Genomic DNA, 20,633 nt, shown 5'->3' with positions numbered 1-20,633 from the left:
CTTCTTCCTACAAAAAACGTTTGCGATAGAACTTGTTTGTTTTTATAGGTCGACAATGCGTAACGTATTAATTTTATAAAGTTTTGATGTTGTCATCTAAGTTGAAAAGCGGTTTTAGTGTTTTATACAACCATTAAGCGTCCGATTTTTTTGAGTGAAACTTCCTGTTGTTGATAGTCAGGCTTCCTACATGAGGTTTTTGAAAGTGTTGCCATTTTTTTAGGTAGGGCTAGAGTGTTTTTGTCGCTTGTTAATAAGTGGCTCACGATCAACGCAGGTACGGAAGTTGGAGAGTTGAAATGACCAATGAAGAGTTTGGAGAGTTTATTTTTAGTTTTGATGGGGAGTATGGTTTTAACCCGTATGCAGGTAATGCCGGTGCGTCTGGCAGTCAAGGAGGCTGCGGTGGTAGCGGAGGGTGTGGCGGCGGCGGTGGATGTAACGGAGGAAGTGGTGGGTGTCATAATTCGATAACGGAGCATCCAACAGCGGCTGAGTAGATTCAGTAATCACTCACCTAAAGAGGTTTTCTGGCGTACTACAGAAAACCTCTACAGGAGATCGTGCTATGAATATAATCATACCCAATTATGAGATCCTAAATTTTGAAACGGAAAGCCTAGTCATTTCTGAGCTTGGAATGTCGAAAGTCCACTCGCAGCCGTTGCTGAAAGCATTACGTAAACTAAAGCTGTCGAAGGTGATGACGAGAGTAGAGTTTGATGAGGTACTAACGGAAAACGGCCTGAGTAAAAATAAGGCGTTTGAGTTTCTAGAAAGAATTATTCCTTTTAAGTTTGTGGAGGAAGTGTATTTTGAAGAGACGATAGTTGTCCATGACTGGCAAGGTCAGGTTGATGTTGAAGCGTTGATTAAGAAAGATGTTTCTGGCAGTCTGGAATTTAAGTCGTTTTCAAGTGGCATGGTTGAGCGGGTCCGGGGTAAGAGATGCTTCATTGTTTTGTTGTGTCATTCCTATGAATATGAAAGTGTTAAAAGTTTATATTTCGAACTCGCGTACGCATCGCCCGAAAGCGCCATTAGCGTGTGCTGGCAAATGGGTAACTTTTTTTGTATGGGGCAGCCCTATATTGCAGAGATAGGAAATCCTTGTCATTTCTGTACCGTCGACAGGCTTAATAATAATGAGTCGATGATGCCGGGCAAAAATAGTTGGGCGAGTGTTCTGGCTTTTTGTAGGAAAAAGCATGTGGGTGTCCCTGCCAAGTCACTTAGCCTTTATCAAGAGATGATCGTTGTCGGTGCGGTTATCAGAATGATAAAATTTTTCACTCAATACAGTGACGGTTGTAAATACCAGGACAATATTCTGCATGGCGCATACCTTCAATTAACCGATGGCCAGATTTTCGAAGAGCCTAATTCGCACTGGTACATGTGTGATTGCTTGAGGGGAGAAAAGTGAAAAATATTCCTCATGACTACTATTTAAGATTCATAGAATCCGCAGTGTATGATGAAGTGCTTGAATTTCATTGCAAAGGCAATTTTACGTTTCATAAGGCGATCAAGGATCGCACCTGTCTGCATCGGTTGGATGAAAAGCACCTCGGGCAACTAACAGGGAATGAATTGGCTTTTTATCCAGACTTGGATTTGACAGTGACGTTCACCTTGCCTCAGGAAGAAAGAGTTAAATCGTTGTACAGAAATGAATCGTGTGAACGGTTTTTACCTCTGCCTTTAGATTTTACGGATGTTGAAAAATTGATGTGTCCATTGCTTTCAAGGAGGAATGATTCACACAAAAGAGGATATCCAAGTGGCGGTGCACTTTACCCTGCCGAAGTTTTTCTCTGTTCACTGACTGAGGAGAATTCTAACTGGCCCTGCGCTGGGAAAATTTTGCATTTACTCCCGAGATCCCGAAAGTTTGAAGTGATGCAGATTGACACGGACATCGAAGCGCTAAAAGCGGCCCTGCTGTCTTCTCCCCATGACATCGGAACACCCAGCCTTGCGCTCATTTACGTAAGCTATATGCCGAAAAATTTGTTCAAGTATCGGTACCGTGGGTACCGGATGGCACTTATGGAAGTTGGCTCAATTTATATGCTTGTGGAACTGCAAGCTAAAAAGCTGGGGCTGGCGTGTCGGCTGTGGTCTGCGTATACAGACTCGATGCTTTGTAAGGTTCTCGGGATTAACCCTGCTTTGTTCTTTCCAATGTGCGTTCATTTTATAGGTAAACAGCATGAGACTTATTAATGCAATGCAGAAGCCAGATCTCCCCGGAATACTATTATTTCAGCCTGCGTGCGTGCGCTCCTTACCTAATACTGTAGAAGTGTCAGATGCCCTGTCCGCGAACGGGTCTGGTGTGGGGGATGGTTCGAATTCAATTAAAACAGGTTTGGGTGAGTATTTTGAGCGTCGTCATTTTTACAGAGAAGTTCTTCCAATACGACGAGGTTGTCTTGGTGAATTTTTAACAGAGCCTGAGGTGTGTCGTTTTGCAGAAGCATTTATTCAGACGGCGTCTAGGAAATTTTCAATCGGGGAAATTGAAGAGTATAACTTTGCTTTGACTGAAGTGGTTAGGGCGTCGGACTTTACTAAGTGTTTTATTCCTACCGCTTGTATTTCGCTCTCGTCGTATGGTGCAGATGAGGATAGCGTGCTTTATCCCCTGCGAGATAGATGTGGGTGTAGCTTTCACTGGCATTCAGATGTCGCCTTCTTGGGAGCAATTAAGGAATACTTTGAACGCCAAATGCTTATCAGGTTCTGGCTGACGAAGAAATGCCGCTCTCGAGTTTCTCTTGCTCACGTGAGTGAAATGCTAGTGGGGAGAAGTGTTCAGTACTTATGTAGCGCTCAGGCTGCTTCAGGAGAAATAAGCTTTTTTGATATATCCGATGCCAGGTTTCCTGGCGTTTGTATACTGGTTGTTTATGGACAGAAACAAACTCAGCGTCACGTAAAATATTGTGCCGGGATGTCCTATTCGTCGGACCTGCCTGTCGCCTTGGAGAAGGCGTTGCTTGAACTATGGCAAACGTTTCGGTTTATGGACTTGTTCAAGGCGACTGATTCGGAAGAGGCGATGCTTGAAGACTCCTATATTCGTTATTTCCTGAGTTGCAATACGTATAAAACCTATCAGGAGATTACCGACGTTCTAGAGTGCGGAGGTGTGGCGTCTCAGCACCCATTTACCCTTCCCGGATTCTTGTCGATACTCAAACAGTTGGATATTTTGGGTTATTTTTATTCAAGGTTCGAGGAGGTCAATGGAGTAGGTTGTGTTTTTGTTAAGTTTGTCTCTCCTGACGTGTTCCTTCATATGAATAATTCGAAAAATTTCAATTTAAAGAATAAATATTCGAGAGGGTTCAAGTCCTCGATACTGCGCTCCCGGTTGGAAAAGATGGTCCCGTTTCCGTGAGGTGAATAATGAGTCCGTATTCCTTGTTCAAGCCCGTTAGGCTGGCTGCGCTATTTGTGAAGGAGCAATTAAAAGAGCCTGTGGCATTGTTTTGGACAGTGATCTCTCCCGTAGTGACCTACTATCTGATCATGTACACGAGGGCGCCAGTGAGTGAGGCGCCAAGCGATTACTTTTCCATCACCTCATGGTTTTATGCTTTTGTGTCTTCAAGCGTAGCATTGTTTGGTTTGGCGTTTTATATAGTGGGCCGAAGAGAAAGTGGTTTTCTGCGGTCTTTCGTTTATACAGGTCGCACGAAAATTATCTTTCTTGTTGGGCAGTTCCTTGCCTATTCGGTTGTTTCGATAGTGTACTGCTCTGTTTTCTACGTGCTGACACGCAATGCCTCTGGTGTTGCCGGTAGTGCTGGAGTTGCGGAGTATCTAGTCGTTATTGGACGATTTTATGTCTGTTTCCTGATGTTCTCTATACCCTCACTGTTGCTGACATTGGTCCCTCTAGGGTTTCAGAATGCGAGTACTGTTTTTTCCATGTTGTCTCTGGCGATGTTGGCGTTGGGAATAGTCAGTCTCAATTCCTCCAGTCCAATGCTTGCTTACGTCAAGTTTATTAACCCTATGTGGTGGGCAAATAGGGTGATGTTGGCTGGGGTCGCGGAATACTGGCTTGTTGTTTTGGTGGTTTTCGTTTTATTGGTGTTTTTATTTGTGGTGATGGTTCGATTTTTAATAATTAATCCAGTGTGGAGTCGTTATTGATGGCGCGACTTATCGTAAGCTCACTTCATGTCAGGTATGCCAGTCATGTCGTGTTCCAAAGCGCTTCGTTGGGAGTTGAAGCCGGTATGATCTCGGGTTTGCTGGGTCCTAACGGCTCTGGCAAAACCACCTTTTTTGATGTGATTTGTGGTCTCAAGAAAATAAATGGCGGTGAGATAAACAGCTCCTTCTCCAAGCTGCTTTACCTGTCGCAAATCGTCAGCACACCGCCCGTATTTCGCATGTTCGATGTCTTCAAAATGACCATGCTTTTTTGCTCCGACAAAAAGGTCACCCAACAACATGCGCTCGATAAAATCGAAAAATGGAGCCCTGGTATCGCAGAACGATACTGCGAAATCTGGAACAAAAAGTCCTCTCTTTGCAGCTACGGGGAAAAACGTTGGTTTTTCACCCTTTCCCTGCTTTGTGCCAACGCGGACTTTGTGATTCTGGATGAGCCTACTGCAGGCGTGGATCCTGAATTTCGCTACCACATCTGGAGATGTCTGGAGGGCGCGGCGGCGGAAGGGGTTGCGGTATTGGTTTCATCACACAACGTTGATGAAATTGTTGCTCATTGCGATGACTTTTACATGCTGAGTCAGCAGCGTTTCGACCGCTTCACTGACGCGCAGGGCTTCATGAATGCTTATGGTGCTAACAGTTTGGATGAGGCGTTTATTCACGCGGCAAGCCTGCCAAGAATTTAAAGCAGGCTTTGTCAGGTGCTGTCAGTTATCCATCGGTACAAACGCCACGCTGCCGCCTGAGCGCTTCTTGAACATCCGCTCGCCATTGTCTGGCTGAGTAGTGACCACCGTGTGATCTTTGCCCAGGTAGGCCAATGGCGTCGGGTCGTCCTTGGAATACTGCGCGACGATAATGGTGTGCTGCGGGTCGAAGCCCTGGCCGCTGGTTTGTTCCAGCCAGGCCATCAAGGCAGCGCTGTCGCCCTGGCGTGGGAAGTCCTGGGTTTCGCTGACGTAGTAGAACGGTTTGCCGCCGTTCTGCAGGTACATCGGCAGCTTGTTGTCGACTTCCACCAGCACCATCTGCCATTGGTTCCACGGTGCGCTTTTGACCGCTTCGGCTTGTACATCCTCGGCGAAGCGGGTTACGCCGCCATTGCCGGTGGTCCAGGGGTAGATCACACCCAGCACCAGCATCAAAAAGCCCGCGGTAATACCAAAGCCTTTTTGCCAGCGTGGCCAGCTGGCGGTTTTTTTCTCCAGACGCTCACTCAACCACCAGGCGGCCAGCAACTGCGCGAAAGGCACCAGTGGCAACACGTAATAGCTGCGGCGGCTGCCACTGGCGGTGAAGAACACAAACAGCAGGCCCAAGCCCCATACCAGCCAGCGCACGTTTGGTGGCGTCTGGCGCCAGTGGCGCACAGCCAGCCACAAACCGAGCAACCAGCACGGCGCCCATGGCAGGGTGTAGGCAGGCAGGTAGATCAAGTAAGTATAGATCGGCCCCATGTGGTCGAACGGGTCGAAGAAACGTACGACGTTTTCCTTGAACACCAGTTCGAGGCCGCTTTCGCCGTAAGTTGGCGCGCCATAGAAGTGGGAAAGCACAAAAGGAATCGCGTAGAACGCTGCAGCGATCAGCATGGCCAGCAACAGGCGCAGGTTCAGGTGACGCTTGTAGCGGTGTTCGCTGAGCAGGTGCGGTAACAGCACCAGGCCCGGCAGCACAAAGCCGATCAAGCCTTTGAACAGCGACGTCGCGGCCAGCAGCAGGAAAAATACCGTGTAGCGCCCCAGCCGGGTGTCATCCGGCCCACGCCAGTACCACCAGACAGCTGCCAGCACACCACACACAGTGAGCACATCGGCGGTGGCCACCCGTGCCCAGAACAGAAAGTAGAAGGTGGTGGCCAGCATCCAGCCGGCAATCAGCCCGGTGCCTTTGCGAAACAAGCGTTCACCAATCAGATAGACCAGCCAGATACTCAGCCAGGCCCCAATGACCGACGACAGGCGCAGCGACCACGGGCCGAGCCCGCCCATCACGTTGGCGAAACCGGTGATCAGCCAGTAAGAGGGCAGGGGTTTATCGTAATAGGGCGCGCCCTTGAGGTACGGGTCGAAGTAGTCACCGCTCTGCAGCATCTGCAGAGCGATGTTGGCCCAGCGGGTTTCCGGCCCCCACAAGTCGCGACTGCCCAGGCCCAGCAGCAGGAGTAACGCCGAGACGCCAAGCAGCAACACCAAGGCGCCGCGTTCGGTTTTCCAGAAGCTCATGGGCTTTTCTCACAGCAGACGTAACGTTAAGGAAGCTTCGGATAGATGATCAGTAACAGGGCGCCCTTGCGATACCGCTTGCCTCCCGGTGGTAGCTGGCCTTCTTCACGGTGTTCGCTGGTGCTCTTGACCCGCATCAGCACGCCCACAGAACCTTGCTGGCGCGCCTCGGCGAGCCAGGTCTGGACGCTGTCGAGGTCGACCTTGCGCTGCACCGAATCGGCATACGTCAGGCCATAGCGCAGTTCGCCTTCGGTGTCATAAAACGACACTTCAGGCCGACGCAGACGCCAGGACAATGCCGACGCCGAGCCCAGCTCGTTGCTTAGCAGAGCATGGGTTTGTTGCAATTCATCCAGATGCTCAAGCACGAACTGATCAGGCATTTCGGTATCGGTGATCATTGCCGGCATACCTGCCGGCAACAACGCCACCAGCAAACCGATGCCCAGTGCCGGTGTCGCCCACAATGTCAGCGGGCGAACCGCTTGCAGCAGGTTGGCCAGGATCCAGGCCAACAGCACGATGAAGGCCAGGGACAGGCTGAACATCTCGGCGTGACTGTTGCCGTACATCGGGTTGCTGATTTGCAGGTAGATCAACCCCACCATCGCCACCAGGCCGATCACGGCGTTAACGAGGCCATTGATCAGGATCGTGCGCGTTTTGCCTTGTTTGATCAGGTCAGTCAGCGCGTGGCCCATCAGCAGGGCCAGGGGCAGCAGGCACGGCATGATGTAGGTCGGCAGCTTGCCGCGGCTCAGGCTGAAGAAGGCCAAGGGCAGCAGCATCCACAAGGCGATAAAGACGATGGGCGGCTGGGCTTTTTCTTTCCAGGTTTTGATCAGGGTCGCCGGTAACAACCCGGCCCACGGCAAGCATGCCACGACCATGATCGGCAGGAAGAACCACCATGCGCGTGCGTGCTGTGCGTTGTCGGCCGCGAAGCGACGGATGTGCTCATGCCAGAAGAAGAAACGCCAGTAGTCCGGTTCCTGCAAGTGAATGGCCAGGGCCCACGGTACGCAGACCAGTGCGGCGACCACTATCGCCAATGGGCCATACCGCAACAACTCGCCCACGCGACGCTGCCAGAGTATGTACGGCACGGCGATCAGCACGGGCAACAGCCAGGCCAGAAAGCCCTTGGTCATAAAGCCCATGCCGCAAGCAACGCCCAGCACTGCCCAGGCGCCCAACCGGCGACGCGCGGTTTGGCTGTCCAGAGCAAACCACAGCGCAACCAGGCTGAGGTTGACCCAGAACGTAAATTGCGGATCGAGGTTGGAATATCCGGCCTGGCCGGCTACCAGCCCGAAGCTCATGTAGAGCAGGGCGCAGGCGAAGCTTTTGCGTGGGTCGTTCCACAAGCGGCGAGCGATGAGGTAGGCCAGTACGACGCTCAGCCCGCTGGTCAAGGCCGAGGCGATACGCACGCCGAACAGGTTTTCGCCGAACACAGCCTGGCCCAGGGCGATCAGCCAATAGCCGGCGGCGGGTTTTTCGAAATAGCGCACACCCATGAAATGCGGTGCGACCCAGTTGCCGCTCAGGAGCATTTCCTGGCTGACCTGGGCATAGCGGGTTTCATCCGGGATCCACAAACCGTGCAGGCCCATGGGCAACAGGTAAAACACCGCGAAGGCCAATAGCAATAGCGGTAGGGGTTTCAATCGGGTCATGAAAACGTCGCTCCCTGACGTTTAATGGCTGCATAGGAGGGTGTACAAGTAATAACGGAAAGCATCACAAAGTTCACTAAGTGGCTGAAAATATTCATGACGTCCTGAAGTAACGGGCGCAGCTAAACATGCCAGAAGAGGGCTGTCGCCTTGCTGAACATGAATGTTGCGAAGTGTGTCGAAAAGTGTCTAGAGCTTCTTCAGCACGTTAGCCCACGCCACGCTGTTGATTTTTCCCAGCGTCTCGAACTTGCCGTTTGCCAGCACCCGCACAAACAAGGCACTGCCATACTCGGAAAACCTCGCACGGGGGAAACCCAAGGCTGTTTCGAAGTCGGAGATACAGCCGCTGTGAGTGACAAATACCAGATTGCGTCCAGGCTGTTTGTGGCTGAGCAATTCTTCGCCAATGGCTTTGCCGCAAATGGTTTTTTCGCTGGTGGTCAACTCGGCCTTGCCGAACATGAAGTGCGAAGTCTGTGCCGTACGCAAGGCCGGGCTGGCAATCACGTCGCTGTTTTCCATACCCAGGGCCTTGAAGGCCTTGCCCACTTCTTGAGCACGCTGGGTGCCCAGAACGGTGAGGCCTTCAGGCGCTGCGAAGCACGGGTTGGGCGAACGGTCGCAGCGCTCTTCATGACGCACTAATACGATCAATTCGCCTTTGCGCCATGCGGGCACTACTTGTGAGTTCAGCAGGCGATCGCCAATGCCAAGATCACGCGGAGATGCTGGCCACAGCATAAAACCGGCGAGCAGCAGCACGATGACTGCAAGGCCTGCCCACCACTTTTTGAATCCTTTGAAATAGCCACGGCGCACGCGCGGTTTGGTCAGGGTAAGGTCAACCACATCATTCACCATGGGCACTGTAGGCAGTGTTTTATTAAGTAGGCGCAACGCATCGACGCAATCCCGTAGGGGAGTGAGAGGCTGTCACAGGGCTGCTGTCTTTTCGCTGAACATCTCGCGGTTATAAGAAGTCGCGGTTGGCAACTAACAAGTTGCCGAATTTCGACGCTTGGAGGGCAATTTAGAGGGGCGAGGGTGGGCAAGCGGTGAAATCCATGTGAAAAATTTGCGTAGGGCTGACAGTCAGCCGTTATTCTCGTTCGGAGTCCTTCAAACGAGCGTTCTTATGTTGCAGGTGCAAGGTGTGCTTAAAAGCTATGTCACCCCGCAAGGCCCGTTGCCAGTGCTGGCGGGCGTCGACTTGTACCTGGGTGAGCGTAGCAGCCTGGCGCTGATGGGCGAGTCGGGCAGCGGAAAAAGTACCTTGCTGCACCTGGTGGCCGGGCTCGATCGGGTGGACGGCGGCCGTATTCAGGTGGGCGAGCAACGTCTGGATCAACTGAGCGAGGCGCAACTGGCCCGCTGGCGTCGTACCGAAATTGGCCTGGTGTTCCAGCAGTTCAACCTGATCGGCAGTTTGCGTGTCGAGGACAACCTGGCGTTCCAGGCCCGCTTGGCAGGGCGCTTTGACCCGCAGTGGCAGGCGCAGTTGGTTGAGCGCCTGGGCCTGGGGGACTTGCTCAAACGCTATCCAGAACAGCTGTCCGGCGGCCAACAGCAGCGGGTCGCGGTGGGGCGTGCGTTGGCGTCGCGCCCCGCTTTACTGCTGGCCGATGAGCCCACCGGCAATCTCGACGAAGCCACCAGTGATGATGTGCTGCAATTATTGCTGGACCTGCTGCGCGACAGCCCGACCAGCCTGTTGATGGTCACCCACAGCCCGCGCATCGCTGCGCGCCTGGACCAGCAGGTGGTGTTGCACCGTGGCCGTGTCGTGCCTGCGGACGCGTGTTGAGATGGCGGTGTTTTATTGGACATTGCGCGCGCTGCTGAGCCATTGGCGGCGGCACCCGGTGCAGTTTTTCAGCGTGCTGACCGGGCTGTGGCTGGCCACTGCGCTATTGACCGGCGTGCAGGCGCTCAACAGTCAGGCGCGAGACAGCTACGCGCGTGCCAGCCAACTGATTGGCGGTGAGCCGCAGGCCAGTCTCACTGCGCCGGACGGTGCGAGCTTCCCCCAAACACTGTTTGCCGAACTGCGCCGCGCCGGGTGGCCGGTGTCGCCGGTGGTGCAGGGGCGTTTGGTGCTCAAGGGGCAAGAAGAACAACGCCTGCAATTGATGGGCATCGACCCGTTGTCGTTGCCTGGCGGCGGGGCCGTGGCGGGACAGCGGTTGAGCCAGGCCCAGAGGATTGCGTTTTTCAATCCGCCGGGGCGTACCTGGATCGCCCCGCAAACCTTGTCGGCCCTGGGCTTGCACGAAGGTGAGCAACCGCTGACCACAAGCGGGCGAGCGTTGCCGCCGTTGCAGGTGCAGCAGGACATGGCCCCCGACGTGTTGTTGACCGATATCGGCTTTGCCCAGCCCTTGCTGGAGATGCCCGGGCGACTGTCACGCTTGCTGCTGGACAAGGCGTTTGCTGCCAGCCACCCCACTCCGCCGGCCACGCTGCAACTCAAACAGGGTGAGGAAAACAACCTTGCGCGCCTCACCGAAAGCTTTCACCTGAACCTCGACGCCCTGGGCTTTTTGTCCTTTGTGGTGGGGCTGTTTATCGTCCACGCGGCCATTGGCCTGGCGCTGGAGCAACGGCGTGGGCTATTGCGCACCTTAAGGGCTTGTGGGGTCAGCGCTCGGATGCTGATCCTCAGCCTGGGTGTCGAACTCGGCGTGTTGTCGCTGCTGGGCGGCGTGCTCGGTGTCGCGAGCGGTTACCTGTTGGCCAGCCTGTTGCTGCCGGATGTGGCCGCCAGCCTGCGCGGTCTTTACGGCGCTGAGGTGCCGGGCCAATTAAGCCTCAGCCCAGGGTGGTGGTTGGCTGGGTTGGGCTTGAGCCTGCTGGGCGCGCTGCTCGCAGGCGGCAGTAGCCTGTGGCGCGCGACGCGTTTGCCCCTGCTGGCGCTGGCCAATGCCCAGGCCTGGCACGATGCCCATGGGCGCTGGTTGCGGCGTCAGGGCTGGGTGGCGGGGACTGCGCTGGTCATCGCCTTGCTGGCGCTGTGGTTGGGTGACAGCCTGGCCGCCGGGTTCGTGCTGATGGCCAGCCTGTTGCTGGGGGCGGCGCTCGGCCTGCCGGTGGTGCTCAATGGTGTGTTGACGGTGGTGCTCGGGCGCAGCCGCTCAGTGCTGGGCCAGTGGTTTCTCGCCGACTGCCGCCAGCAACTGCCTGCCTTGAGCCTGGCGTTGATGGCATTGCTGCTGGCGTTGGCGGCGAATATTGGTGCGGGTTCCATGACCTCGGGCTTCCGCCAGACGTTCAACCACTGGCTGGAACAACGCCTGACTGCCGAGTTGTACCTCAACCCGCAAAACCCGGCCCAGGCCGAACAGCTCACGACCTGGTTGGCGCAGCAACCGCTGGTGCAAGCGGTGCTGCCTACGTGGCAGGTCGCGGTGCAATTGCAGGGCTGGCCGGCGGATGTATTTGGGGTGGTCGACGACCCGACTTATCGCCAGCACTGGCCATTGCTGGAGGCCGCGAGCGCGCCTTGGGACCGGTTGCTGCAAGGCGATACCGTGATGCTCAGTGAGCAATTGGCGCGCCGGTTAAGCGTGCGGCTGGGGGACGCGATTGCTATCCCCACACCTGCCGGCCAGTGGTCGCCCAACGTGGTGGGGATATACGCCGACTACGGCAACCCCAAAGGCCATCTGCTGGTCAACGCGCAGCACCTGTTGGCGCATTGGCCGACGCTGACACCGGCGCGTTTCAACCTGCGGGTGCTGCCGCAGAACGTGCCACCGTTGGTGCGTGAAATACAGCGCGTATTTGCCCTGGAGGACAACCGCATCGTCGATCAGCAGCAACTCAAAGGCTGGTCGAGCCAAGTGTTTGAACGCACCTTCGCCGCCACCGCCGCCTTAAACAGCCTCACCCTCGGCGTGGCCGGTGTGGCGTTGTTTATCAGCTTGCTGACCCAGAGCCAGAGCCGTCTGGGTCAACTCGCACCACTCTGGGCGCTGGGGGTGACGCGGCGGCAATTGATGCTGCTCAACCTTGGCCAGACCTGGCTGCTGGCCGTATTGACCCTGGTGCTTGCTTTGCCGTTGGGCCTGCTGCTGGCATGGTGCCTGGACGCAGTGATCAATGTGCAGGCGTTCGGCTGGCGTCTGCCGTTGCAGGTGTTCCCGTGGCAGCTTGCCCAATTGTTGGGGCTGGCGATGCTCGCCACCCTGTTGGCGTCGGCCTGGCCGCTATGGCAGTTGTGCCGCAGCCGCCCGGCCGATCTGCTGAGGACCTTTGCCAATGAAGATTAAAGCGCTGTTGTGGGCAACGGTATTGCTGTTGAGCGCGTGCGACAAAGTGCCCGCGCCGCAAGAAAGCTTCGCGGGCCTTGGCAGCGATGCGGCGGACTTTGCCCAAGTGGTGCCGGGTAGGGTCTTCAGTTTCCCCGAGGACCATGGCCCGCATGATGGCTTTCGCATCGAATGGTGGTACGTCACTGCCAATCTCAAAGACGCGCAAGGCAATCTGTTCGGCGTGCAGTGGACGTTGTTTCGCAACGCGTTGAAGGCCGGGCCTACGCAGCCGGGCTGGCACGACTCGACGATTTGGCTGGGCCATGCCGCCGTCACCTCCGCTACCCACCATTACGCCGCCGAGCGCTACGCCCGTGGCGGTATTGGCCAGGCGGGTGCTCAGGCAGTGCCGTTCAATGCCTGGATCGATGACTGGAATTTCGTCACCCGCCCAGGCGCGGCAAGCTCGTTGGCGGATATGCAACTCAAGGCCGGCGGCCCGCAGTTCGCCTACGACTTGCACCTGACGTCGAGCCGTCCACTGGTGCTGCAAGGTGACAAGGGCTACAGCCGCAAATCCGATCAGGGGCAGGCGTCCTACTACTACAGCCAGCCGTTTTTTGCGGCGGCCGGCAGCGTCAGCATCGACGGTAAAACCTACCAGGTCAGCGGCCCTGCCTGGCTCGACCGCGAATGGAGCAGCCAACCCCTGGCAGCCAGCCAGACCGGTTGGGACTGGTTCTCGCTGCACCTGGACCATGGCGAGCAGTTGATGCTGTTTCGCGTGCGGCAAAAAGACGGCGCGGGTTACCTGACTGGCACCTGGATCGACCAGCAGGGCCAAACCCAGACCCTGCACAATGCCGATATCCAGCTCACACCGCTGGCCACCATCGACATTGACGGGCGAGCTATTCCCACGCGCTGGTCGCTGAAAATACCCGGTAAACAGCTGGATATAACCACCCAGGCCGTCAACCCGAAAGCGTGGATGAACCTGAGTATTCCGTACTGGGAAGGGCCGGTGCAGTTTGACGGTGGCGTGGGGTATTTGGAGATGACGGGGTATTAACCGCGCCTGTTCTCTTGCCAGCAGGCAACGAGTCCATATCAATATAAAAAATACTGTACATGCATACAGCTATGTCCTACAGTCCATCCCAGGTGACCGGATGTCACCGGTCACCCGAGCTTCAATTTTTTAACTATGGATGGATAAAAAATGAAACCCACAAAAGCCCTGATGCTGGGCGCGGCCATGATGGCCTCCTGCTTCATTTCGGCCTCTGCCCTGGCCGAGCAAACCCTTCCCCAACTCACCCCCGGAACGGTCAACCAAGGTGTGATCGATGCGCTGAAACCTGGCGGCACACTGACTGCAGTGCCGATCTCGGACGAGCTACGGCAAAAGTTCCTGGACGCCAAAAATGGCAAGGTAAACGCAACCCCCAAGGCGGCCAAGTCGGCGCCGTTCAACACCGCCGTCAGCGCGTTGAAAAAACCGAGCCAGGCCAGCCTTAAAAGTGCTGCTGTCACCGCCTTTGAACCGCTGTTTCCCACCCTGGAGATCAACACCCTTTACACCGTCACCGAGGTGCAAACCGGCCAGGAATTTCCCTACCACTTCAACCTGCCGAAAAACGCCCGGGTGCTGGTGCAGTTGATCAATCAGAGTGCCGGCGCCGATATGTCGCTGACCCTGTTCCGTGATGACGGCCAGGGTAATCCGCAGTTGATCGACACCTCCGACAACCCGGGCAATGCCGATGAATACCTGGGCGGCGTACTGCCTGCTGGGGACTACTACTGGTACATGGTGGCCAAGACCGCGAACAACGCGCAGTTCAGTTTCGGCGTGGCGGCGGACACCAACATCGATGCCTTTGAGCCCAATGACACCGAGCAAACCGCCTTTGTGCTGCCGGACTCGATGAACAAGGTGACCGGTAACCTCGACAACGCCAACGACGTCGATTACTTCGACTTCAAGGCCGTGCGTGGCCAAAGCGTGAGCATGTACCTGGCGGGCGATGAGAGCGGCAGCCGCAACCAGTGGATCTTCGACCGCTTCGATGGCACCAATTGGGTCACTGTGCCGGCCGGTTCCACCTCGACTTACCCGAGCGTAACGCCGGGCGCGACCGTCAAGGTGCGTGTGCGTGCCAACCCTGCGGTGACGCAGGACCCGACCAAGCAGTACGCATTGAGCCTGGGCTCCACGCCACGGTTGAACACGTCGGAGGTGAAGGGCGACAACATCGTGCGGGTGCCGGCATCGATATTCTGGATGGCGACCCAGGCTGGACGCACGTTGAACTGGAGCACCAATTGGTCCGACTCCACTGGCGCGCCTCTGTTGGGGGTCACGCCGGTCCTGCGCGTCGACAAGCGCTTTGATGGCGCCGAGTTCCACTGGACCGACTTCAAGGCCAGCACCAACAGTGCGGGCACATCCCAGGCCAGTGCCGCGCTCGGTGAATGCTTCGGCGAATACCGCGTGCAATACCCGGACAGCAGCACCGGTGTGAAGTACAACTGGGAAACCACCTTCAACTTCGGCGGCTGGCGTATCGAGTTGGCAGAGTTCCCGGGGGTGGGTGTCGGCGGTGACAATGTGCCTTATGTGACCTTTGGGCACATCTGCACGCAGAACATCATCCACTGATACGCTGAGTCATGGAAAAGGTGCAGCCTGATTGGGCTGCCCCTTTTTTGTCAGTCGCGAGCCAGCGCCTGTTTCAACGGCAAGCGCGCCATGCTCGTGCTTTTCAACGAACCGAGGTACAACCAATCGCCATATTCCCGCGCGGTGGTAATCGGCGAGTAATTGCCCGGGCTGCCATCCTGCAAGTTGGCGATGACCTGGCCGTTGGTGTCCAGCCCGAGCACGAAGGCTTTGTGCTCGATGGGTTTGGGCACCACCATCAACGCCCGCACCATGACCTTGCGCAAGAAGGGATAGCCGGCGAAACCATCCAGCAATGGATTGCGTGGCGAATACAGGGCGACCCAGAAACGGTCGCGCCCGTTGAAACTGAGGTTGTCCGGCAAGCCTGGCAGGTTGTCGGCAAACAGATCGTGGCTGCCGGCTCGAGCGCCTTTGAGCCAATAGCGGCTGATGCGATAGGCGCCGGTTTCATTGACCAGCACATAGTTTTCATCCGGGCCCAAGGCCACGCCGTTGGCGAATTGCAGATGGTCGAGCAACACCTGGGTGGTCCCGTTACTGAAGTCATACCGCAGCAGGCGGCCGTCGCCGCCATGCTCGATCACGGCTTCGCCATCCTGGCCGTAGCCCCAGCGGCTTGATGCATCGCTGAAATACCCATAGCGCCCGCTGGCGTCGATGGTCACGTCATTGGTAAAGCCAAACGGTACGCCGTTCGCGGCGCTGCTTAACGGCGTGAGTTGGCGATTGGCATCGAGTGCAAGCAAGCCCTTGACCCCGTCAGCCACGATCAAGCGCCCATCCGGGTGAAACGCCAGGCCGAGGGGCCGGCCGCCGGTGTTGGCGAGCACTTCCAGGGTATGGCTGTCGGGCGATGTGCGGATGATGCGCCCGTCATGCAAGCCGCTGATCAGAAACCCCTGGGCATCCAGCAACAGGGCTTCAGGGCCGGGAATGTCTTGTGCGCCAATCTTTTGCACGGCCTTAAGCCGCTGGTTCTCGGCGTAGGTGCCTTCCTTCATCGACGGCGCCTTGGGCGCAGACCAATTCACCGGTTGCACGTTGGTCGGCATCAACAGCAGAAAGGCGATCACCGCAAGCGCAAGCACGAACAGTAAATGGCGCAGGTTTTTAGGGCGGTCGCTCATGACTATTCCTGGTTGTCGTGGGCGTTCGGTTCCCAGTGCAAGGTGCCGAACAGGTAATCCATCAGCGGTAGAACGATATTGAAGTTGCGCCCTTGCATGAGCTCGCGACGGTGATGCAGAGCGTGCAGTTGGTGCATCTGGCGAATCCACGGTAGGCGCGCCACTGGATGGTGGGCGGGCAGGTGTTCGCAGGCATGGAACACTTCATAGAGCAAGTAGCCGAGGATCATGCACCCGGCAAACAGCCCGGCCACATTAGGGCTCAGCTGCTTGAGCAGCCACCACGCGGGGAGGGTGATGGCCAGGCTGTGCAGCACGATCAACCAGGCGGGAAACAGAATCACACGCCAGTCTTTGGGGCTGTCGAAGGTCATGTGGCTGGGGGTGAAGAAGCTGTGATGATCGCCGGTGTGGCGTGCGTAGAACAGGCGGGCGAAGGGGTGTTTGTGGTGCCCGAGGTGGCGGTGCACGAGATAGATGCAGAGGTTGAAAAACACTAGGGTCAGGGGGACGGTCAGCCACTGGAGTGGGGTGATGTGTTCGGTGGAGCACCAGGCCAGGGTGATGCAAAAGAGGCCGTAGCCGAGGACAAAACTTGCATGCAGCCATGGGTTGTAATGGCGGTTCACTTCGCTGCGGTAGCGGGTGCGAAAGGTTTCGGTGGGGTGTGCCATGGCGGGAAGCTCGGTATTTTTTTGTTGGAGGCTGAGCTTAGTTGGTGCGCGAGATTGTGCGAGTTTTTGCGCAGTACACGTAGCCTCTTTGGGAGCTGGCTTGCCTGCGATGGCATCCACGCGGGATGCCTGATGCACCGGGGTGTCGGCCTCGCGGGCAAGCCATCTGTCACATTTGATCTCGTTCGATTTGGAGTTCCATTCGGCCCCGAGTGACCAATGGCCTCTTGCACAGCCCCCATTTACTTGCTAGTTTCTCGCAAAATGTTAACGATAACATTTGCTCTAAAAATAAAAACAAAACAGAGAACCACGCCATGAAAATGCTCCCGAAAACCCTGTGTTTACTGGCTGTCAGCATCACCCTCGGCAACGCGGCTCCCGCTTTCGCCGACGCCGCCAAGCCCATCCGCATCGGCGCCTCCTTCCAGGAGATCAACAACCCTTATTTCGTCACCATGAAAAACGCCCTCGAAGAGGCCGGCGCAACCATCGGTGCGAAACTGATCATCACCGACGCCCGCCACGACGTGTCCAAGCAGGTCAGCGACGTCGAAGACATGCTGCAAAAAGGCATCGATATCCTGCTGATCAACCCGACCGATTCGGTCGGCGTACAGTCTGCGGTCAAATCCGCCCACGCGGCCGGTGTCGTGGTGGTCGCAGTAGACGCCCAGGCAGATGGCCCGCTGGACTCTTTCGTCGGCTCGAAGAACTTCGACGCCGGTTTCCAGGCCTGTGAATACCTGGCCAAAAACATCGGCGACAAAGGCAATATCGCGATCCTCGACGGCATCGCCGTGGTGCCGATCCTCGAACGTGTACGCGGTTGCAAAGAGGCCGTAGCCAAGCACCCCGACATCAAGATCGTCAGCATCCAGAATGGCAAGCAGGAACGTGACCAGGCGCTGACCGTCACCGAAAACATGCTGCAGGCCCAGCCCACGCTCAAGGGTATTTTCAGCGTGAATGACAACGGCTCCCTCGGTGCACTCTCGGCCATCGAAGCCAGCGGGCTGGACGTGAAATTGGTCAGCGTCGACGGCGCGCCGGAAGCGATCAAGGCGATCCAGAAACCCGGCAGCAAATTCATCGCCACCTCGGCGCAATACCCCCGCGACCAGATCCGCCTCGCCCTGGGCATCGCCCTGGCCAGGAAGTGGGGCTCGCAAGTACCCGCCACTGTCCCGGTGGACATCACTTTGATCGATCAGGCCAAGGCCAAGGACTTCAGCTGGTAATTCGCCCAGGCCCCACGCAACCCGTGGGGCTTAAGGTCACCTACTGAATACGAGGTCGGCGGTATGAGCAGTCTTCTGAAGCTGGAAAATATCTGTAAGCGTTACCCGGGCGTACAGGCCCTCAAATCCATCAACCTGCAAGTGGAGCGCGGCGAGATCCATGCGCTGCTCGGGGAAAATGGCGCGGGCAAATCGACCCTGATGAAGATCCTCGGCGGCGTCGAGCATCAGGACGAAGGGCAAATCCTGATCGACGGCCAGGCGCGGCAGTTCGCGACCTACCGCGATGCGATTGCCGCCGGTATCGGCATTGTGTTCCAGGAATTCAGCCTGATTCCCTACCTCACGGCCGTGGAAAATATCTTCCTCGGCCATGAGTTGAGCAACCGCTTCGGCCTGTTGCGCAAGCGTGAGATGGTCGAAGCATCCGAGGCGTTGTTCAAGCGCCTGGGCGTGACGATCGACCTGCAATGTGCGGTCAAGCACTTGAGTGTGGCCGAGCAGCAGTTTGTCGAAATCGCCAAGGCCCTGGCCCTGGATGCGCGCTTGCTGGTGCTTGATGAGCCGACCGCTACCCTCACGCCCAGCGAAGCCGAGCTGCTGTTCGACATCATGCGCGAGCTCAAGCGCCAGGGCGTGGCGGTGATTTTTATCTCGCATCACCTGGAGGAGATTTTCCAGGTGTGCGACCGCATCAGTGTGCTGCGCGACGGCGGCAATGTGGGCGTGACCGATGTGGCCGACAGCGATATCGACCACCTGGTCGAGATGATGGTGGGCCGCCGCTTGGAATGCAGCTTTCCACCCAAGCCGACTACCGAGCGCGGCCCGCTGTTACTGGAGGTCAAGGACATCCAACTGGTGCGCAACGGCCCCCACAACAGCTTCCAGCTGCACAAAGGCGAGATCCTCGGCTTCGCCGGGCTGGTGGGCTCAGGCCGCACCGAACTGGCGCTGGGCATGATGGGCGCGCTGCCGTCAGTGAGCAAAGACGTTTGGCTGCGCGGCGAAAAAGTCACGCTGGATGACCCGGCGCAGGCCCTGGCCCAAGGCATCGGCCTGCTTCCGGAAAGCCGTAAGAGTGAAGGGCTGATCACTGATTTCAGCATTCGCGAAAACATTACCCTGAACAATCTGCCGAAATACCAGAACGCCAGTGGCTTGATCGATAAGGGCCGCGAATGCGCCAGCGTCGACAGCCTCATGACGCAGCTGTCGATCAAAGCCCCCAGCGGCGAAAGCCGGGTGTTCAACCTCAGCGGCGGCAACCAGCAAAAGGTGGTGATTGCACGCTGGATCAACCACCACTGCGACGTGCTGGTGTTCGACGAGCCCACACGCGGCATCGACGTCGGCGCCAAGGCACAGATCTACGCACTCATGCGCAGCCTCACCGAACAGGGCTACGCAATCATCATGATTTCCTCCGAACTGCCGGAAGTCATCGGCATGTGCGACCGCGTCGCCGTGTTCCACAAGGGCGCCATCGTCAAGGTACTTGAAGCGTCCTCCGTCAATCCTCAAGAGGTCATGCGCCATGCAACAGGGGGCTCAAGTGAATACGTCCATTAACACCGGCGACACCGGCCGACTGCGCCTGAACCTGGCGCGGCTGGTGCGTTCGCCGGCGTTTTATCCCTTTGTCGGACTGGTGGTGGTGACCCTGGTGATGATCCTCGCCAGCGACACTTTCCTCACCGCCAGCAACTTGTCGAACATCGCCCGCCAAGTGTCGATCAACGCGATTATCGCGGTGGGCATGACCTGCGTGATTCTCACCGGCGGCATCGACCTGTCGGTGGGGCCGGTGATGGCGCTGTCCGGCACCCTGACCGCCGGCCTGATGGTCGCAGGCCTGCCGCCGGGCTTGGCGATTGGCGCCGGGATGTTGATCGGCGTGGCCTTTGGCATTGGCAACGGGCTGTTCGTCGCGTACCTGCATATGCCGCCGATCATCGTCACCCTGGCGACCATGGGCATCGCCCGTGGCCTGGGCCTGATGTACACCGACGGTTACCCGATTTCCGGACTGCCGGAGTGGTTCGGCTTCTTCGGTCGCCAGAGCCTGTTCGGCATCGAAGTGCCGATCCTGATCATGCTGATCACCTACTTTGCCGCCTACGTGTTGCTGCAACACACGCGCATCGGCCGCTACATCTACGCCATCGGCGGCAACGAAGAAGCGGTGCGTTTGTCCGGGGTGCGCGCGGCGCGTTTCAAGTTGCTGGTGTACGGCATCAGTGGCCTGACGGCGGCGATTGCCGGGCTGGTGCTGACCTCACGCCTGATGAGCGGCCAGCCGAATGCCGGCGTGTCGTTCGAGCTGGATGCGATTGCGGCCGTGGTGCTCGGCGGAGCCTCGATTGCCGGTGGGCGCGGCGTGATCGTCGGCACGTTGCTCGGCGCGATGTTGCTTGGCGTATTGAACAACGGCCTGAACATGCTCGGCGTCTCGCCCTACGTCCAGAGCGTGATCAAGGGCGCAATCATCTTGCTGGCGATCTTTATCAGCCGTCAGCGCCATAAATAAATGCCTCTCAAGACA

17 protein-coding genes are annotated in these 20,633 nt (G+C 56.9%); 12 read left to right on the top strand and 5 right to left on the bottom strand.

All coding sequences use genetic code 11. The annotated features are described in order from the left end of the window. Positions 1–568 precede the first annotated feature (568 nt). From ACDZ94_RS21740 to ACDZ94_RS21720, 5 genes are read left to right on the top strand one after another with little or no spacing between them, the layout of a single operon-like run. Complete coding sequence (locus ACDZ94_RS21740; protein WP_064453083.1) at positions 569–1,426, top strand: McbB family protein; 858 nt, start codon at positions 569–571, stop codon at positions 1,424–1,426. Further along, on the top strand, positions 1,423–2,229 hold the full coding sequence (locus tag ACDZ94_RS21735; protein ID WP_407016645.1) for a SagB/ThcOx family dehydrogenase: 807 nt from the start codon (positions 1,423–1,425) through the stop codon (positions 2,227–2,229). The genes ACDZ94_RS21740 and ACDZ94_RS21735 overlap by 4 nt, the downstream gene beginning before the upstream one ends. Beyond that, positions 2,216–3,409 (top strand): YcaO-like family protein, encoded by a 1,194-nt coding sequence (locus ACDZ94_RS21730; RefSeq protein ID WP_432750809.1) that lies wholly within the window; start codon positions 2,216–2,218, stop codon positions 3,407–3,409. Before ACDZ94_RS21735 ends, ACDZ94_RS21730 begins: the two co-directional genes overlap by 14 nt. Before the next feature lie 8 nt (positions 3,410–3,417). After that, a complete protein-coding gene (locus ACDZ94_RS21725; protein WP_432750808.1) occupies positions 3,418–4,170 on the top strand; it encodes an ABC transporter permease in 753 nt (250 codons plus the stop codon). Further along, the gene (locus tag ACDZ94_RS21720) at positions 4,170–4,883 is read left to right on the top strand and encodes an AAA family ATPase (protein WP_432750807.1); all 714 of its coding nucleotides are present in this window, start codon (positions 4,170–4,172) and stop codon (positions 4,881–4,883) included. The genes ACDZ94_RS21725 and ACDZ94_RS21720 overlap by 1 nt, the downstream gene beginning before the upstream one ends. Positions 4,884–4,904: 21 nt before the next feature. Here the strand turns inward: ACDZ94_RS21720 and ACDZ94_RS21715 are convergent, their stop codons facing one another. The 3 genes from ACDZ94_RS21715 to ACDZ94_RS21705 all read right to left on the bottom strand — a co-directional run bounded on the left by ACDZ94_RS21715 (position 4,905) and on the right by ACDZ94_RS21705 (position 8,968). Then, on the bottom strand, positions 4,905–6,422 hold the full coding sequence (locus ACDZ94_RS21715; RefSeq protein ID WP_432750806.1) for an ArnT family glycosyltransferase: 1,518 nt from the start codon (positions 6,420–6,422) through the stop codon (positions 4,905–4,907). Positions 6,423–6,448: 26 nt separating this feature from the next. Further along, complete coding sequence (arnT, locus tag ACDZ94_RS21710) at positions 6,449–8,104, bottom strand: lipid IV(A) 4-amino-4-deoxy-L-arabinosyltransferase (protein ID WP_432750805.1); 1,656 nt, start codon at positions 8,102–8,104, stop codon at positions 6,449–6,451. 189 nt (positions 8,105–8,293) lie between these two features. Beyond that, positions 8,294–8,968 (bottom strand): hypothetical protein, encoded by a 675-nt coding sequence (locus ACDZ94_RS21705; protein WP_064453076.1) that lies wholly within the window; start codon positions 8,966–8,968, stop codon positions 8,294–8,296. Positions 8,969–9,242: 274 nt separating this feature from the next. Between ACDZ94_RS21705 and ACDZ94_RS21700 the strand changes: the two genes are divergently transcribed. From ACDZ94_RS21700 to ACDZ94_RS21685, 4 genes are all read left to right on the top strand, one after another. Next, positions 9,243–9,911: an ABC transporter ATP-binding protein gene (locus ACDZ94_RS21700; RefSeq protein WP_064453075.1), complete on the top strand. Its 669-nt coding sequence runs from the start codon at positions 9,243–9,245 to the stop codon at positions 9,909–9,911. Position 9,912: 1 nt separating this feature from the next. Continuing rightward, positions 9,913–12,375, top strand: coding sequence for an FtsX-like permease family protein (locus ACDZ94_RS21695; protein WP_432750804.1), 2,463 nt, complete (start codon positions 9,913–9,915; stop codon positions 12,373–12,375). Beyond that, positions 12,365–13,429, top strand: a complete 1,065-nt coding sequence (locus ACDZ94_RS21690) for a lipocalin-like domain-containing protein (protein WP_432750803.1) — start codon at positions 12,365–12,367, stop codon at positions 13,427–13,429. The genes ACDZ94_RS21695 and ACDZ94_RS21690 overlap by 11 nt, the downstream gene beginning before the upstream one ends. A gap of 150 nt (positions 13,430–13,579) precedes the next feature. After that, a complete protein-coding gene (locus tag ACDZ94_RS21685) occupies positions 13,580–15,022 on the top strand; it encodes a hypothetical protein (RefSeq protein ID WP_432750802.1) in 1,443 nt (480 codons plus the stop codon). 50 nt (positions 15,023–15,072) lie between these two features. On the opposite strand, the gene ACDZ94_RS21680 is transcribed toward ACDZ94_RS21685, so the two are convergent. Both ACDZ94_RS21680 and ACDZ94_RS21675 read right to left on the bottom strand, forming a co-directional pair. Continuing rightward, positions 15,073–16,173, bottom strand: a complete 1,101-nt coding sequence (locus tag ACDZ94_RS21680) for an SMP-30/gluconolactonase/LRE family protein (RefSeq protein WP_407016655.1) — start codon at positions 16,171–16,173, stop codon at positions 15,073–15,075. Positions 16,174–16,175: 2 nt separating this feature from the next. Next, positions 16,176–16,847 carry a sterol desaturase family protein gene (locus ACDZ94_RS21675; protein WP_432750801.1) on the bottom strand — a complete coding sequence of 224 codons (672 nt, stop codon included), beginning with the start codon at positions 16,845–16,847 and terminating at the stop codon, positions 16,176–16,178. Between the two features lie 317 nt (positions 16,848–17,164). Here ACDZ94_RS21675 and ACDZ94_RS21670 point away from each other — a divergent pair, with 317 nt between their 5' ends. The 3 genes from ACDZ94_RS21670 to ACDZ94_RS21660 all read left to right on the top strand — a co-directional run bounded on the left by ACDZ94_RS21670 (position 17,165) and on the right by ACDZ94_RS21660 (position 20,618). Next, entirely contained in the window at positions 17,165–18,088 is a 924-nt protein-coding gene (locus tag ACDZ94_RS21670; RefSeq protein ID WP_262665423.1) for a substrate-binding domain-containing protein, read from the top strand. Between the two features lie 63 nt (positions 18,089–18,151). Further along, the gene (locus ACDZ94_RS21665) at positions 18,152–19,660 is read left to right on the top strand and encodes a sugar ABC transporter ATP-binding protein (protein ID WP_064453068.1); all 1,509 of its coding nucleotides are present in this window, start codon (positions 18,152–18,154) and stop codon (positions 19,658–19,660) included. Then, positions 19,626–20,618, top strand: a complete 993-nt coding sequence (locus tag ACDZ94_RS21660) for an ABC transporter permease (protein WP_064453067.1) — start codon at positions 19,626–19,628, stop codon at positions 20,616–20,618. The genes ACDZ94_RS21665 and ACDZ94_RS21660 overlap by 35 nt, the downstream gene beginning before the upstream one ends. Positions 20,619–20,633 lie beyond the last annotated feature (15 nt).

Origin of the sequence: Pseudomonas sp. UBT, assembly GCF_050915955.1 — a bacterium.
GTDB classification, from domain to species: domain Bacteria; phylum Pseudomonadota; class Gammaproteobacteria; order Pseudomonadales; family Pseudomonadaceae; genus Aquipseudomonas; species Aquipseudomonas antarctica_A.
Note: the sequence above shows the minus strand (reverse complement) of the source record. Positions and strands in the feature narration are given on the sequence as shown.

What these genes read in the sequence shown, in the direction of transcription:
- ACDZ94_RS21740 (WP_064453083.1), top strand. Translation starts at nt 569, where the DNA reads ATGAATATAATCATACCCAATTATGAGATCCTAAATTTTGAAACGGAA.
- ACDZ94_RS21730 (WP_432750809.1), top strand. Translation starts at nt 2,216, where the DNA reads ATGAGACTTATTAATGCAATGCAGAAGCCAGATCTCCCCGGAATACTA.
- ACDZ94_RS21725 (WP_432750808.1), top strand. Translation starts at nt 3,418, where the DNA reads ATGAGTCCGTATTCCTTGTTCAAGCCCGTTAGGCTGGCTGCGCTATTT.
- ACDZ94_RS21720 (WP_432750807.1), top strand. Translation starts at nt 4,170, where the DNA reads ATGGCGCGACTTATCGTAAGCTCACTTCATGTCAGGTATGCCAGTCAT.
- ACDZ94_RS21715 (WP_432750806.1), bottom strand. Translation starts at nt 6,422, where the DNA reads ATGAGCTTCTGGAAAACCGAACGCGGCGCCTTGGTGTTGCTGCTTGGC.
- arnT (WP_432750805.1), bottom strand. Translation starts at nt 8,104, where the DNA reads ATGACCCGATTGAAACCCCTACCGCTATTGCTATTGGCCTTCGCGGTG.
- ACDZ94_RS21705 (WP_064453076.1), bottom strand. Translation starts at nt 8,968, where the DNA reads ATGGTGAATGATGTGGTTGACCTTACCCTGACCAAACCGCGCGTGCGC.
- ACDZ94_RS21700 (WP_064453075.1), top strand. Translation starts at nt 9,243, where the DNA reads ATGTTGCAGGTGCAAGGTGTGCTTAAAAGCTATGTCACCCCGCAAGGC.
- ACDZ94_RS21695 (WP_432750804.1), top strand. Translation starts at nt 9,913, where the DNA reads ATGGCGGTGTTTTATTGGACATTGCGCGCGCTGCTGAGCCATTGGCGG.
- ACDZ94_RS21690 (WP_432750803.1), top strand. Translation starts at nt 12,365, where the DNA reads ATGAAGATTAAAGCGCTGTTGTGGGCAACGGTATTGCTGTTGAGCGCG.
- ACDZ94_RS21685 (WP_432750802.1), top strand. Translation starts at nt 13,580, where the DNA reads ATGAAACCCACAAAAGCCCTGATGCTGGGCGCGGCCATGATGGCCTCC.
- ACDZ94_RS21680 (WP_407016655.1), bottom strand. Translation starts at nt 16,173, where the DNA reads ATGAGCGACCGCCCTAAAAACCTGCGCCATTTACTGTTCGTGCTTGCG.
- ACDZ94_RS21675 (WP_432750801.1), bottom strand. Translation starts at nt 16,847, where the DNA reads ATGGCACACCCCACCGAAACCTTTCGCACCCGCTACCGCAGCGAAGTG.
- ACDZ94_RS21670 (WP_262665423.1), top strand. Translation starts at nt 17,165, where the DNA reads ATGAAAATGCTCCCGAAAACCCTGTGTTTACTGGCTGTCAGCATCACC.
- ACDZ94_RS21665 (WP_064453068.1), top strand. Translation starts at nt 18,152, where the DNA reads ATGAGCAGTCTTCTGAAGCTGGAAAATATCTGTAAGCGTTACCCGGGC.
- ACDZ94_RS21660 (WP_064453067.1), top strand. Translation starts at nt 19,626, where the DNA reads ATGCAACAGGGGGCTCAAGTGAATACGTCCATTAACACCGGCGACACC.